General features: G+C 64.5%; 13 protein-coding genes. 5 read left to right on the top strand and 8 right to left on the bottom strand.

All coding sequences use genetic code 11. The features are described from left to right. Positions 1–59 precede the first annotated feature (59 nt). Both C440_RS13375 and C440_RS13370 read left to right on the top strand, forming a co-directional pair. Positions 60–641 (top strand): peroxidase-related enzyme, encoded by a 582-nt coding sequence (locus C440_RS13375; protein ID WP_008321089.1) that lies wholly within the window; start codon positions 60–62, stop codon positions 639–641. Between the two features lie 88 nt (positions 642–729). After that, positions 730–924, top strand: a complete 195-nt coding sequence (locus tag C440_RS13370; protein ID WP_008321088.1) for a cold-shock protein — start codon at positions 730–732, stop codon at positions 922–924. Between the two features lie 122 nt (positions 925–1,046). Here the strand turns inward: C440_RS13370 and C440_RS13365 are convergent, their stop codons facing one another. The 3 genes from C440_RS13365 to C440_RS13355 form a co-directional block, all read right to left on the bottom strand. Beyond that, positions 1,047–2,543, bottom strand: coding sequence for a cryptochrome/photolyase family protein (locus C440_RS13365; RefSeq protein ID WP_008321086.1), 1,497 nt, complete (start codon positions 2,541–2,543; stop codon positions 1,047–1,049). Between the two features lie 74 nt (positions 2,544–2,617). Continuing rightward, a complete protein-coding gene (locus C440_RS13360; RefSeq protein ID WP_008321085.1) occupies positions 2,618–4,225 on the bottom strand; it encodes an acyl-CoA synthetase in 1,608 nt (535 codons plus the stop codon). Positions 4,226–4,289: 64 nt separating this feature from the next. After that, positions 4,290–5,408: a bactofilin family protein gene (locus C440_RS13355; protein WP_049915953.1), complete on the bottom strand. Its 1,119-nt coding sequence runs from the start codon at positions 5,406–5,408 to the stop codon at positions 4,290–4,292. A gap of 167 nt (positions 5,409–5,575) precedes the next feature. On the opposite strand from C440_RS13355, the gene C440_RS13350 reads away from it, so the two are divergent. Further along, positions 5,576–6,550 carry an aldo/keto reductase gene (locus C440_RS13350; protein WP_008321083.1) on the top strand — a complete coding sequence of 325 codons (975 nt, stop codon included), beginning with the start codon at positions 5,576–5,578 and terminating at the stop codon, positions 6,548–6,550. 37 nt (positions 6,551–6,587) lie between these two features. Next, on the top strand, positions 6,588–7,082 hold the full coding sequence (locus tag C440_RS13345; RefSeq protein WP_008321082.1) for a hypothetical protein: 495 nt from the start codon (positions 6,588–6,590) through the stop codon (positions 7,080–7,082). On the opposite strand, the gene C440_RS13340 is transcribed toward C440_RS13345, so the two are convergent. From C440_RS13340 to C440_RS13330, 3 genes are read right to left on the bottom strand one after another with little or no spacing between them, the layout of a single operon-like run. Further along, entirely contained in the window at positions 7,058–8,266 is a 1,209-nt protein-coding gene (locus C440_RS13340; protein WP_049915861.1) for an MFS transporter, read from the bottom strand. The genes C440_RS13345 and C440_RS13340 overlap by 25 nt on opposite strands. Positions 8,267–8,316: 50 nt before the next feature. After that, complete coding sequence (locus C440_RS13335) at positions 8,317–9,378, bottom strand: iron transporter (protein WP_008321079.1); 1,062 nt, start codon at positions 9,376–9,378, stop codon at positions 8,317–8,319. Next, entirely contained in the window at positions 9,378–10,043 is a 666-nt protein-coding gene (locus C440_RS13330) for an SCO family protein (protein ID WP_008321078.1), read from the bottom strand. The genes C440_RS13335 and C440_RS13330 overlap by 1 nt, the downstream gene beginning before the upstream one ends. 142 nt (positions 10,044–10,185) lie before the next feature. Between C440_RS13330 and C440_RS13325 the strand changes: the two genes are divergently transcribed. Next, the gene (locus C440_RS13325) at positions 10,186–11,484 is read left to right on the top strand and encodes a DUF7405 family protein (RefSeq protein WP_049915952.1); all 1,299 of its coding nucleotides are present in this window, start codon (positions 10,186–10,188) and stop codon (positions 11,482–11,484) included. A gap of 93 nt (positions 11,485–11,577) precedes the next feature. Here C440_RS13325 and C440_RS13320 read toward each other — a convergent pair whose 3' ends face one another. After that, positions 11,578–12,264 (bottom strand): cytochrome c biogenesis CcdA family protein, encoded by a 687-nt coding sequence (locus C440_RS13320; protein ID WP_008321076.1) that lies wholly within the window; start codon positions 12,262–12,264, stop codon positions 11,578–11,580. Further along, positions 12,264–12,866 (bottom strand): TlpA family protein disulfide reductase, encoded by a 603-nt coding sequence (locus C440_RS13315; protein ID WP_008321075.1) that lies wholly within the window; start codon positions 12,864–12,866, stop codon positions 12,264–12,266. Before C440_RS13315 ends, C440_RS13320 begins: the two co-directional genes overlap by 1 nt. Positions 12,867–12,919 lie beyond the last annotated feature (53 nt).

The following is a 12,919-nucleotide window of genomic DNA, read 5'->3' as shown; positions in this document are numbered from 1 at the left end:
TTCGTAGCACCCATCGAACCTGAGGAATCGTTAAGGTCCGTCCGGGAGTGAGGCGATGCATGGACGACGACGCGATGCGACGATTCCCGGTGCCCGACGCCGAGGACCTTCCGGACGACCTGCGCGAGCGAATCGACGAAGAGACCGAACGCGCCGGCTTCACACCGAACGTCTTCGCCGCGATGGCGTACAAGCCATCCCACTGGCGGGCGTTCTTCGAGTACCACGACGCGCTCGTAGACGACACGGCGCTCGAACGCCACGAAGTCGAGATGCTCATCGTCGCCGTCTCGGGCGTCAACCACTGTTATTACTGTAACGTCGCCCACGGCGCGCTCCTCCGAATCTACGCGAAAGACCCGCTTCTCGCGGACCAACTCGTCGCCAACTACCGCACCGCCGACATCCCCGAGAAACACAAGACGATGCTCGACGTGGCGGTCAAACTCACCGAAAACCCCGTGGAAGTCGGAGCAGACGACCTCCAACGGCTCCGGGACGCTGGCTTCTCCGAAGAGGCCGTGTGGGATATCGGCGCTGTGACTGCCTTCTTCAACCTCAGCAACCGGATGGCGATGTTCGCGGATATGCGTCCGAACGAGGAGTTCCACACGCTCGGCCGCGAACCACGCGACGACTAACGGACGCACCATGGTAAATGGTAACTTCGGCAGATTGTTGTCAACCAGCGGAACTCTTATGGCCTCGTCCGGTGACGTTCGACACGCAATGGCGAAAGGCAAGGTTGCATTCTTCAAGTCCTCCGGCGGTTACGGCTTCATCGAGACAGAAGAACACGACGACGACGTGTTCTTCCACATGGAGGACATCGGCGGCCCGGACCTCGAAGAGGGTCAGGAAGTGGAGTTCGACATCGAGCAGGCCGACAAAGGCCCGCGGGCGGTCAACGTCACGCGACTCTGAGTCTGCGAACGTTTCGACCGACGACGACTCGACCGAGAACAGAATTTTTCATATTCAGCCGGAGAGCGACGCACCGGCTTTGATTTACAACACTCGGTGGGTTCGGTTCGTTCGAGACCCTCTCAGAGCGTTCCCGACCGACCCATCCGCCGAACGTCGTCGGCCCGCGCTCGGATGTCGTCCCACTCGGATTCGTCTTTTCTATCGACGTGTGCGTACATGAGACCCATGCGGCCCGTCCCTCGAAGCAGGGCTTCGTTTTCCTGCAGGAAGTCCCAGTAGAGCGCGTTGAAGGGACAGGCGTTCTCGCCGGTCGTCTTCGACACCGCGTAGCGACAAGACGAGCAGTAATCGGACATCTTGTTCACGTAATTTCCGGAGGACGCGTACGGCTTCGACGAGAGCACGTCGGTCGCAAACGAGCCCATAGCGACCACGTTGGGCGTCGTCACCCAGTGGAAGGCATCGACGAAGCCGAGGTGGAACCACCGGTTGAGTTCCGCCGGGTCGGTGCCGTACAGTAGCGCGAAGTTCGAAAGCACCATCAGACGCTCGATATGGTGGGCGTAACCGCGGTCGTAGACGTGCTCGACTGCCTCCGAGAGACACCTCATCTCCGTCTCTCCTGTCCAGTATGCCTCCGGAAGCGCCTCGGTCTGGTCGAGTTGGTTCGCGTCGGCCATCTCGGGCATCGCTCGTCGGTAGACGTGCCGCACGAACTCCCGCCAGCCAACGACCTGTCGGATGAACCCCTCGACACTGTTGAGCGGCGCGTCGCCCGTTCTGTAGGCGTCTTCGACCGCTTCGACAGCCTCGCGCGGATGGAGTAAGCCGAGGTTGATAGCGGCCGAAAGAAGCGAGTGACACAGCGTCCACTCGCCGTCGAGCATGGCGTCCTGATACGGGCCGAACTCCGCGAGTCGAACTTCGACGAAGTGGTCGAGCGCCTGCCGCGCTTCCACACGCGTCACGGGCCAGCGGAACTCGTCGGCAGACCCCCACGCGTCGGGATAGCGCTCGCGGACGAACTCGATGGTCTCTCGGGTCAGCTCGTCGGGGTCGAACATCGGGACTGCAGGCGGCGTCCAGTCTTCGGGCGGCGTCTCCTGATTTTGGTCGTCGTAGTTCCACTCGCCGCCCGCGGGTTCGTCGCCATCCATCAGGATGCCCGTCTCCCGGCGGACGTGGCGATACCAGTGTTCCTGCCTGTAGCTCTTGGCGTCACCCGCCCAGTCGTCGAAATCGTCGGGCGTCGTGAGAAACAGGTCGTTTTCGACGAGCGTGAGCGACCCGCCGCGCGCTTCGACGAGTTCACGGAGTCGCTCGCCAGCGCCGTGGCTCGGCGGGGTCATGGCTACGAGGTCGGTTCCCGGTGCGGCATCGAAAAAGCGGTCGAGTCCGTCGCCGAATGTCTCGGCTCGGATGTACGTCACCTCGTAGCCGCGGTCGCGGAGGTCGTCGCGGAAGTGCCGCATCGCGGCAAAGACGAGCGCGAGCTTTTGGGGGTGATAGGGCATCCGGTCGCCGAAGGCGTGCGCCTCTATCATGAGCACGTGGTCGTCGTGCTGGAGCGGCGCGGTCTCCGGGTCGAGTTGGTCCCCGAGAACCCAGACGGTCATGCGTGATGCTTCGCTGGCGACGAAAAGAGGGTGTCGGCCGCGATGGGTGGTGGCCGGACTGGCGGCGTCCGAGACTACTCGCGTTCCTGCGAGCGCAGTTCGATACGCCGAATCTTCCCCGACGAGGTCTTCGGCAGTGCTTCGACGAATTCGATTTCGCGCGGGTATTTGTACGGTGCCGTCTCCGCTTTCATGAACGCTTGGAGGTCGGCGACGAGGTCGTCAGACCCCTCGTAGCCGTCGGTCAGGACGACGAACGCCTTGACGATGCTTCCCCGCTCTTCGTGTGGACTCCCGACCGCCGCGGCCTCGGCGACCGCTTCGTGGGAGACGAGTGCGTCTTCGACCTCGAACGGGCCGATGCGGTAGCCCGCGGAGATGATGATGTCGTCGGCGCGGCCCTCGAAGAAGAAGTAGCCGTCCTCGTCGCGGGATGCGAGGTCGCCGGTGCGGTAGTAGTCGCCGTGAAACGTCTGTTCGTCCAGATGCGGCTTGTCGTAGTAGCCGTCGAAGATGCCCGGCGAATCGACCGGGACGGCGATTTCGCCGATTTCGCCGACGCCGACCTCCGCGCCGTCCTCGTCGATGATGGTCGTTCCGAGACCCGGCGTCGGTTTGCCCATACTACCGGGCTTCACGTCGATACCGGGGTAGTTCGTCAGTAGTGCCACCGTCTCGGTCTGGCCGTAGCCGTCGCGGGGAGTCACGTCGAACGCTTCGCGGAACGCCTCGATTGGCTCGCGGTTGAGCGGTTCGCCCGCCGACAGCGCCTCGCGCAGTTGTAGGTCGTACGACCCGAGGTCGTGTTGGGCGAACATCCGGTACTGCGTCGGGACGGCGCAGAGTCGGGTGACTTCCTCTTGTTCCATGATATTGAGGAACGTTCCGGGGTCGAACTCGCCGGCGTAGACGAACTGGGTCGCGCCCGTCGTCAGACCGACGCCGACCGGACTCCAGAACCACTTGGCCCAGCCGGTGCCGGTCGTCGCCCACAGGAGTTCGTCGGAGAGGTCGTCGTCGGCCGTGACACCCCACCAGTAAGGTGCATTGACGAGTTCGAAACAGCGCATCCAGCGGTGTCGGTGGAGAACCGGTTTGGGCTTGCCCGTCGTCCCCGACGTGTAGTTGATAGACATCGGGTCCTCGGCGGCGAGGGCTGGACCGTCGTGGCGGTCCGACTCGCCATCGACTAACTCGGCAAACTGCGTCCACCTGTCGGCGTCGCCGCCGAGGACGACGAACCGTTCGAGCGGTGTGTCATCGCGCACCTCGTCAACCATCCCGACAAGCGATTCGTGGACGACGGCAGTCGTCGCGTTGCAGTCGTTCGCACGGAACTCGATGTCTTTGGGCTTGAGCATCGACGAACTCGGGACGAGAAGCGCACCGCGCTTGAGCGCGCCGAGTTGGATGGCGAACACGTCAGGCTCTCGTGGGAGCAGGTGAATCACGCGGTCGCCTTTCTCGACGCCCAGCGATTCGAGCGCGTTGGCAAACCGGTTCATGTCACGTCGGAGGTCGTCGTACGTCCGCTCGGCTCGCCTCCCGTCCGAATCGAGGAACCGAAGTGCGATTCGGTCGCCGAACGAATCGGCGTGTGATTCGATGACTGCAGGGATGTTGTACGCCGCCGGAATGTCCCACTCGAACGAGTCTCTCTCGTCCGTGTAACTGACTGCCATGGAACGACAGAGAACAAGTATTGTAATAATTGTTTGTCCAATATTTGATGGGTGTGGTCCCGTCTCAGACCACCGGCGCGTCTTCTTGTGATCCCTCGTCGGGAGCGCCCATGTCGTCGCCTTCGTCACCGGACTCACCGCGAAGTGCCAGCGCGAACGCACCGAGACCCACGAGGAGCACGACGAATTCGACGATACCGCCGAGGGGCACGAAGTCGAGGAGCGCGAGGATGAACAGGCCGACGAAGAGCGCGGCCCACCGGTTGTCGTAGTCCCCAAGCGAGAGGAGCCACGTCCCGAGGACGAGCGCGCCGTAGATGCCCGCGACCCAGAGGACCAACAGGAACCCGGCACCGCCGGCGAGCGACAGCGGGATACCGATGATGGTCAGGAGTATGACCAGTAAGACGATGGGCACCGCGACGATGGTGAGTAGGCCGACGCCGCCGCTCCTGGCGGCCTTCTTGGTTCCGAGACCCGTCACCCGACGGGCGAACCCGGGTGCGGCGAGAACGATAATCGCGCCGAGGACGAAGTTTGCGAGGAACCAGTAGCCCGAGACCACCCAGGCCGGGATGACGGGACCTTCGAACTGACCGAACTCGAACGGGACACCAACGATTGACGGTCCCTCGATGGTGACGGCATCGACCTCCGTCACGCCGCCGTCAACGACGGCCGCCGAGTCGATTGTCGCGCTCTCAGCGTCGTATTCGAGCGCCCCGCCGACGCGGGCGTTCGGGCCGACAGTGAGTTCTTCAGCGCCGACCGTCACGTCGCCGGTGACTGTGCCGTCGAGTCTAACGTCGCCACCGGCGGCCTCCAACGACCCGTCGATGGTCGCCGTGTCGCGTACGAGAATCGCGCCCGCGGCGAGGCTCACGTCGTCACCGACTGCGCCTTCGATGGTGACCGAGCCTGCGACACCTTCGAGCGACCCAGTTATTTCGCCGGTTTCGGTCACGAGAACCGTCCCGGCGGTCGTTTCGACGTTGCCATCGACCGTGCCGGCGATGACGACCGTTCCGCCAACGGATTCGAGGTCGCCGGTGTAGGTCTCCCCTTCATCGACGACGATGGTACCGCCTGCGGACGGGCCCTGTTGTGCGGCCGCAACGCCCGCCAGCGACCCTACGACGAGGATTGCGAGCAGGACTGCGCCCAATTGCTTCGTTGTGAACATCGGAATCACCGAGGTTACGCCTCGGGTCGATGATACGACGCCTCGAATCATAAATCGGGCGTGACACTCCCGGAAACGGAGAATGTGTCGAGTGCGTGGAATTCGGAAACACGACCGAAACCGTCCGGTTCATCCACCTTTTTGCCGATTGCCCGAGAGGTGTGTGCATGGAGTACACGACGCTCGGGAACACCGGCATGGAGGTCTCCCGAATCTGCCTCGGCTGTATGAGCTTCGGCACCCCCGACTGGCGCGAGTGGGTCGTAGACGAAGAGACCGGTCTCGAACTCGTCGAGCGCGCGCTCGACCTCGGAATCAACTTCTTCGATACTGCCAACATGTACTCGAACGGCGAGTCGGAGCGAGTTCTCGGGAAGGCATTGGAGGGCCGCCGCGACGAGAACGTCGTCGCCTCGAAGGTGTACTTCCAGATGGACGACGACGACCCGAACTCGGGCGGTCTGTCGCGGAAAGCCATCGAGCAAGAACTCGACAACTCCCTCGACCGCCTCGGGATGGACACCCTCGACCTGCTTCAGATTCACCGCTGGGACGACGACACACCCATCGAAACGACGATGCGCGCCCTCGACGACGCGGTTCGCCGCGAGAAGGCCCGATATATCGGCGCGTCGTCGATGTGGGCACACCAGTTCGCCGAGGCACAGTACACCGCGGACTCGCTCGGTCTCGACCGCTTCGCCACGATGCAGAACCACTACAACCTGCTGTACCGCGAGGAAGAACGCGAGATGCTACCCCTCTGTGCGAAACAGGGCGTCGGCGTCATGCCGTGGTCGCCGCTCGCTCGCGGCTATCTCACCCGCCCGCACGAGCAGTTCGAGGCGACGACTCGCGGGAAGTCAGACGAACACGCGAAAAACCACCCGTACTTCGACGGCGGCGGCCGCGAGGTGAACGAACGCGTCCAAGAACTCGCCGCCGAGAAGGGAGTCAAGATGGCGCAAATCGCGCTTTCGTGGGTGCTCCACAAAGAGTGGGTCGATGCACCCATCGTCGGGACGACGAGCATCGAACACCTCGAAGACGCCGTGGAAGCACTCGACATCACGCTCTCGGACTCCGATATCGACTACCTCGAAGAGCCGTACCAACCGGTTCGCGTCTCGGGTCACGACTAAAGGAAAACACTTCAGACTCCCCTCGAAACCTTCGACCGTGTACGACGACTTCGCCCGACTCGTCCGCGACGACCCCGACCGAGCAGTCCTCGGTGTCGAGTTGGTCTTCGCGGCGGTCACGCTCGTCGGCGTCGCGGCGACGCTCGTCTCACCGACGCTCTCCGCGGCGTTTCTCGCCGACCTCGGGTTTCAAATTGCGACAGTCGCAATTGCCGCTCTCACGGTCGTCTCTTTGCTCGCCGCCTCGCGGCGCATCGTCCGGTTCGTCACCGGCCGCGGAGGGCTCGAAATCGAGTCGTTTTGGCGACTGCTCGAAGCGATGTTCGCCTTCTTCGTCACCGGTATCGTCGCGTTCGCGGCGCAACTCGGCGCGTTCGACCCGGCCGGTCCCGGCCCGGCAGGAGGCGGCGTCTTCGTCGGTCTCTTTTATGCGTTCATCCTCGCAGGCGTCGGGCTGGCGGTCATCGTCTGTCTCCGCGGCATGTGGCTCGTCGTAGACGCCGAGATTCAGTCCGCACTGGGCGCTGACTGACCCGGTTCGAGGCTGTCGATTCGTCTGACGGCGCGAACCGCGACAATCGCAATCGCAACCTCGGCGAAGCCGACGACGAGGAACGACGGGAGGTAGCCGACCACGTCGGCGACGACGCCGCCGATGACGAAGCCGGCGAGGAAGCCGAGGCTCCCGAAGACGTTGAAGCCGCCGAGCGCCGCGCCACGCTCACTCGCGGGGGCGAGGTCGGTGACGAGTGCCATCGTCGCGGGCGCGACGAGCGCGCCGAAGACGCCGACGAGAACCATCAGTCCGGCCGCGAGTTCGAACGACCCGGCAACGCCGACCGCGATGATGGAGACGCCGTACAGCATCGACCCGACGACGACCGGCGCGAACCGACCGACGCGGTCAGAAAGCGACCCGAAGGGGTACTGCAAGAGCGCGAAGGGGACGAAAAAGAGTGCGAGCACGCCCCCGGCGACGGCCGCGTTCACGCCGAACGTATCGCGGAAGTAGAACACGCCGACGAGCGCGAAGAAGCCGGCAGTCATGCGGTCGATGAAGCCGAAGGCGTAGGGGACGGCGAACGCCGGTCTCGCGGTCAACTTCCGCAGGATGGTGCCGATTCCGACGCGGGTCGTCTCCGGGGTTCGGTCGGGGACGGTCGTGACGACGAGCGCGACGCTGATGAGCACTGCCGCCGCCGCGTAGAGTGGCGCAAGCGGGTCTATGGTCGTGAGTCGCCCGCCGACGACCGACCCGAGGGCGGCCCCGAGTCCGATGGCGATTCCGGCGGCACCCATGTTGCGGCCGTTCCCGCCAGCGAGGTCGGCGAGCATCGTAATCGAAAGCGAGAACGCACCGATGGTCATCGCGCCGCCGAGCAGTCGAATGAGGAGTACGACCCCGAACGCCGCGTGCAGGCCCGAGACCGTGGCGACCGCGATGAGCACGAGATAACTCGCCGCGCCGCCTAACGCGCCGACGACGATGAGCCACGTGCGACTGCCGACCGCGTCGGAGAGCGCACCCCACACGCTGGAAAAGACGACGAACGCCGTGAACTCGGCGGCGAGAAAGAGCATTCCGGCGGCGATGTCCTCGGTGCCGCCGAGTCGCTGGACGAGGTCCGAAACGCCTGGGTACAGAAGGACCTGCGAGACGAGCACCCCCCAAACCGCGAGGGCGAGCGTCATCCGCTCTCGGCGTGTCGAGTCCATATACACTATCGGTGGCTCCGAATCAAAATAGCCCTGTTCTTGTTGTGTCGTCAGCCGAGCCGAACTGGGTCGAATTCGAGGAAGGCCGTCTCGTAGCCCTCGTGGCGAGCGATCTGCGGCGGCACATCGACCGTCACAGTTGCCTGTCTCTCGGGTACCCCGTCGAGACCCGAAACCGGCGTGCCGTAGTGGAACCCGAGTTCGGGGTCCAACCCGGGTTCGAGACCGCCGTCGAACTGGGTGTCCCCGTCAGCCGAGACGGTCGCAGAGAGTCCCATCCGGGGGACGACGAGCCGATTGTAGGGCGTTCGCGGCGAGACGGCGAGATACGGGTCGTCGCCGAAGCGGTCGGCCGAGACGACGGTTCCGGCCAGTCTGAGACCGCCAGTCATGGCGGTACCGAGCGGGGTCCCGGGAAGCGAGTCCGGCGCGACGCCGAGCGGGACGGCACCCATGGTCATGGGTTCGACAGCGTCCAATTCGCCGTTGGTTTCGTCGAGCAGTTCGTAGGTGATTTCGTTGCGCTCGGCTTCGCTGTAGTCGAATTCGAGCGTCGTTGACGCGGGCGAGTCGAACTTCCCCGCCACGTCGCCGAACAGGTTCAGGGACGGCGCGCCGACATCGACCGTCACCTCGTAGGTGCCGTCGCCGTCGAGTCCGAAGTTCGACCCGTAGTGAAAGCCCATCCGCTGAGAGAGCATCGCGTAGACGACGTCCTCGCTGACGAGGTCACCGTCGCGCGTGAGTTCGACGGACAGTCCGGTATCGGGCACGGCGACGCCCGTCTCAGGGTCCCACGCGGACACCATGAGGTGAATGTCGTCGTCGGCAGTGTGCGGAATCTTCGTCGTCTGAAAGCCGTCTGATTCGTCGTCGATGACCCAAAATCGGTGTGCGTAGCTGTAGAAGACGCCGACACGGAGGTCGCCGGCGTCGGCCGTTCCGACCATCTGCATCCCTTCCGTATGGGTCGGCACGTACACTTCGTCCGGCCGGTTCGAGAGGACCGGTGGTTCGTTCGACGTGTAGAGTCGCCCGAGGTCGGCGAGACAGCCAGAGAGACCGGCGGCCGCGACGGTTCCGGCCGCTGTGAGGAACCGACGGCGGTCCATTACGCGTCTCGGAGCGCGGTCAAGTCGTCTATCAGCGTCTGTTCGTCCGGCTGGTTCCCGCGGTAGGTTCGTTCCACGTAGCCGTCGCCGTTGACGAGGGTCACGAGACCGAGGTGGGTGAACATGTAGTTTCCGTCCTCGTCGGGTTCGCCCTTCTCGAAGAAGACGCCGAACTTGTCCTCGACGACGTCCTTCGCTTCGGCCTCGTCTTCGGGGCGGAGGAACTGCCAGTTGCCCACGTCCATATCGATATTGAGTTGGTCCGCCTCGTTCCGGAAGGCTGTCGCGTCGTCTCGGGCGGGGTCGAACGTAACCGGGTAGAACGCCACGTCGTCGGCGTAGCCCTCTGACACGGAGTGAATCTGCACTTCGCGGAGTGCACTGACGAGAACCGGACAGACGCTCATACAGTTCGTGAAGATATACGTATGGAAGTGCGGGACGTCGATGTCTCGGACCGAGACCTCAGTCTCGTTGATTGGGTCCGTGAGCGTCACATCGGGCACCTGCTGGCCCCACGCAGGATACGGCAGGTCCTCGCTCGTCACGTCGTTCTCGCGTTCCGGCTTCGGAAGCGAGACGTTCGGGTTTCCACCGCCAAGACAGCCTGCGAGTCCGACTGCCGCGCCCGTCCCGACAGCCCGAAGATAGGTTCGCCGATTCATTGTGCGTACTATCGGGTGGGCACTCAAATGCCGTTTGGTGTGCGTTTCGAACGCCGAACTATCGGATTCGGAATCGACGCTCGAACCAAAACTTCGACTGGTACACCAGAACGGACTTGACTTTGAGGTCCCTAGCCGGAGTATGTTCGACGGGTCTCCGTCACGCCGGGCGTTCCTGAAAGCCGCAGTCGCGGCCGGAGGCGCGGCGGCGCTCTCCGCGTGTCTCGACCGGGCACCGGCCGACCCCGTCCCTTCGGGGACGGCCGAGTTCGACACGCTCCCCGACAGGCAACACGCGTGGAACGACGTGTGTGCAACTGACGAGCACGGAAACGTCGAGGTCCCATACCACCACGTACTGTTGTATCTCGACGTGTCCGGTTCGGGACCGCCGACTAAAACCGAGCGAGCGACGGTAGAGCGCGCCTTTCACGTCCTCGACCGGGCGTACGAGCGAACCCACGAGGGCCTCATTTGGTCGGTCGGCTACTCACCGCGATACTTCAAGCGATTCGACGAGTCGCTCCCAGCGGAAATCGACCTGCCCGAACCGCGCGCGCTCTCGCCGTTTGAGACGCCCGAGTTCGACCGTCAGGACGCGCTCGTCCACCTCGCGGCCGACCGCGCCGACGTAGTGCTCGAAGCCGAGCAGGCGCTCTTGGGCGAGCGTGACGAGGCGAACGGCGTCGCCGTCGAGACCGACCTCTCGGGTGTGTTCTCGGTCGCCGACAGACGAACCGGATTCGTCGGCGCGGGACTCCCGGCGAAACACCAGTCCGACCTGAACGGGATTCCCGACGGCAACCCCGTCCCCGAGCAGTCACCGCTTTTCATGGGTTTCAAAGCCGGATTCGCCAAGAACCAGGCCACAGAAGACTACGTCACCATCGCGGATGGGCCGTTTGCGGGCGGCACCACCAAACACGTGGCGAACCTCCGACAGCGACTCCGTGACTGGTACGACGAAGAAGACCAGTACCACCGCATCATGAAACTGTTCTCGCCGGGACACGCCGAGCAGGGACTCGTCGAAGGAATCGGCGAGAACCTCGGCGACGACAGTGGTATCGACACGATGCTCGACCGCATCCGCGACGACGCCGAAGCGTTCGGGCACGTCGGTCACGCGCAGAAGGCCGCCCGCGCCAACCGCGACGCCGACGGGAACGTCAAACTCCTTCGGCGACACTTCGAGTCGGCCGACGACGACGTGGCGGCCCTCCACTTCCCGTCGCTCCAGCGCGGAATCTCCGACTTCGAAGCGGTCCGCGAGGCGATGAACGGGACGGACCTGACCGAGATTCCGACCATCCGCCAGCGCGTCAACAACGGCATCTTAGAGTACATCTTCGTCAAGCATCGCGGGAACTTCCTCGTGCCGCCGCGGCGACTCCGCGCGTTGCCGACGCCGACGGGTGACGCGCCGATGCCGAACGAGTAGCCATCGAAGGGAGGCCTCAGCGCGTTCGGCGTTTTCCGTGCGTGCGGTCTTCAACACTTACTGCGCGTTCCGGCAACGGGCGGCCGAGGCGACTCAGACGTATCCGAGGAACCCGAGTGCGAGCCAGATTTGCCACGCACCGGCCAAAATCATCACGCCGGCGGCGACCTTCTGTATCCGCCCGACGTAGCCCGAAACCGAGCGGACGAGACCGCCGCCGACGGCGGTGAGAACGGTCACGATAGCGAGCGGGAGCGCCGCGGCCGCGGCGTAGGCACCGAGCGAGATAATCGCCTGCGCGGTCGGAAGCGCGAGCGACTGCGTGACGACGCCGAAGAGAATCGGGACGACACAGCCCGCGGCGGCGAGTCCGTACACCGCCCCGAAGACGCCGAATCCGGCCACCGAAGCGCGGTACTCGGGCAGGACGACGTGAAGACTCGGCGCGCGGCCGGTGTACAGGAGGACGCCGAAGACCACGAGCGCCGCGCCGATAACCGGTTCGAGAAGTTGCACTTGAGCGGCGATTCGATTGCCGACGACGCTGAGAACGCTCCCGATAGCGCCGAGGACGACGAGCGCCGCGAGCGAGGCGACCGCGCCGCGGGTGACAGCGCCACCGAGGTCGGCCTCCTCGCGGGAGAGGTAGTAGCCGACGTAGCCCGGCAACAGCGGGTACGCACACGGCGCGAAGAACGTAGCGACACCGGCGGTGACGGCGAACACGAGCGTGCCGGTGAACGCAGGGTCGAGGCCGAGACCGAGACCAACCCCGACCATCACGTCGCGTCCTCGATTGCGCTCCTGAGGTTCTCCTCGCTGGCGAGTCCGCGGTGGGTCCACGTTATCGACCCGTCGGCGTCGAAGACCACGAGGTAGGGTAGCCCATTCGCCCGAACGGCACGCATCAGTTGGCTTTCGGGGTCGTGGCCGACAGTCCACGACCCGTCGTGTTCGGCCCACCAGTTGCGGATATCGTCCATGGTGAGACCGCCGCCGAGTCGTTCGTTCGTGACCGAGACGAACGCGACCTCGTCGCCGAACTCGTCGTGGAGGGTGCGAAGCGACTCCATCTGTGCGACACAGGGCGCACACCACGTCGCAAAGAGGTCGAGCACCATCGGCGACCCCTCGACGGGCACGCGAACGTCGCCTTCGGCGGACCCCTGTGCGTCGATGGTGTCGATAGTGAGGGGGAGGTCGCCGCTGTCGCCAGTGCTGTCCGTGTCAACGGTCGCGTTCGACGTCGCCGTTCCAGTGTTCGAGTCGGTCGATGTGGACCCGGACCCGGACGAACCGGTACCGTCGCCGTCGCCGAGACAGCCCGCAAACCCGGTGACTCCCGCACCCGCGAGAACGCCGAGCAGGTCGCGCCGCCTCACCGTTCAGCACCTCGGCGTCTTCGGAGCGACCGTCGCGTCGTATCCATACCCGC

Source organism: Haloferax mucosum ATCC BAA-1512 (genome assembly GCF_000337815.1).
GTDB lineage: Archaea > Halobacteriota > Halobacteria > Halobacteriales > Haloferacaceae > Haloferax > Haloferax mucosum.
This window is presented reverse-complemented; position numbering and strand designations above follow the sequence as displayed.

What these genes read in the sequence shown, in the direction of transcription:
- C440_RS13375 (WP_008321089.1), top strand. Translation starts at nt 60, where the DNA reads ATGGACGACGACGCGATGCGACGATTCCCGGTGCCCGACGCCGAGGAC.
- C440_RS13370 (WP_008321088.1), top strand. Translation starts at nt 730, where the DNA reads ATGGCGAAAGGCAAGGTTGCATTCTTCAAGTCCTCCGGCGGTTACGGC.
- C440_RS13365 (WP_008321086.1), bottom strand. Translation starts at nt 2,543, where the DNA reads ATGACCGTCTGGGTTCTCGGGGACCAACTCGACCCGGAGACCGCGCCG.
- C440_RS13360 (WP_008321085.1), bottom strand. Translation starts at nt 4,225, where the DNA reads ATGGCAGTCAGTTACACGGACGAGAGAGACTCGTTCGAGTGGGACATT.
- C440_RS13355 (WP_049915953.1), bottom strand. Translation starts at nt 5,408, where the DNA reads ATGTTCACAACGAAGCAATTGGGCGCAGTCCTGCTCGCAATCCTCGTC.
- C440_RS13350 (WP_008321083.1), top strand. Translation starts at nt 5,576, where the DNA reads ATGGAGTACACGACGCTCGGGAACACCGGCATGGAGGTCTCCCGAATC.
- C440_RS13340 (WP_049915861.1), bottom strand. Translation starts at nt 8,266, where the DNA reads ATGGACTCGACACGCCGAGAGCGGATGACGCTCGCCCTCGCGGTTTGG.
- C440_RS13335 (WP_008321079.1), bottom strand. Translation starts at nt 9,378, where the DNA reads ATGGACCGCCGTCGGTTCCTCACAGCGGCCGGAACCGTCGCGGCCGCC.
- C440_RS13330 (WP_008321078.1), bottom strand. Translation starts at nt 10,043, where the DNA reads ATGAATCGGCGAACCTATCTTCGGGCTGTCGGGACGGGCGCGGCAGTC.
- C440_RS13325 (WP_049915952.1), top strand. Translation starts at nt 10,186, where the DNA reads ATGTTCGACGGGTCTCCGTCACGCCGGGCGTTCCTGAAAGCCGCAGTC.
- C440_RS13320 (WP_008321076.1), bottom strand. Translation starts at nt 12,264, where the DNA reads ATGGTCGGGGTTGGTCTCGGTCTCGGCCTCGACCCTGCGTTCACCGGC.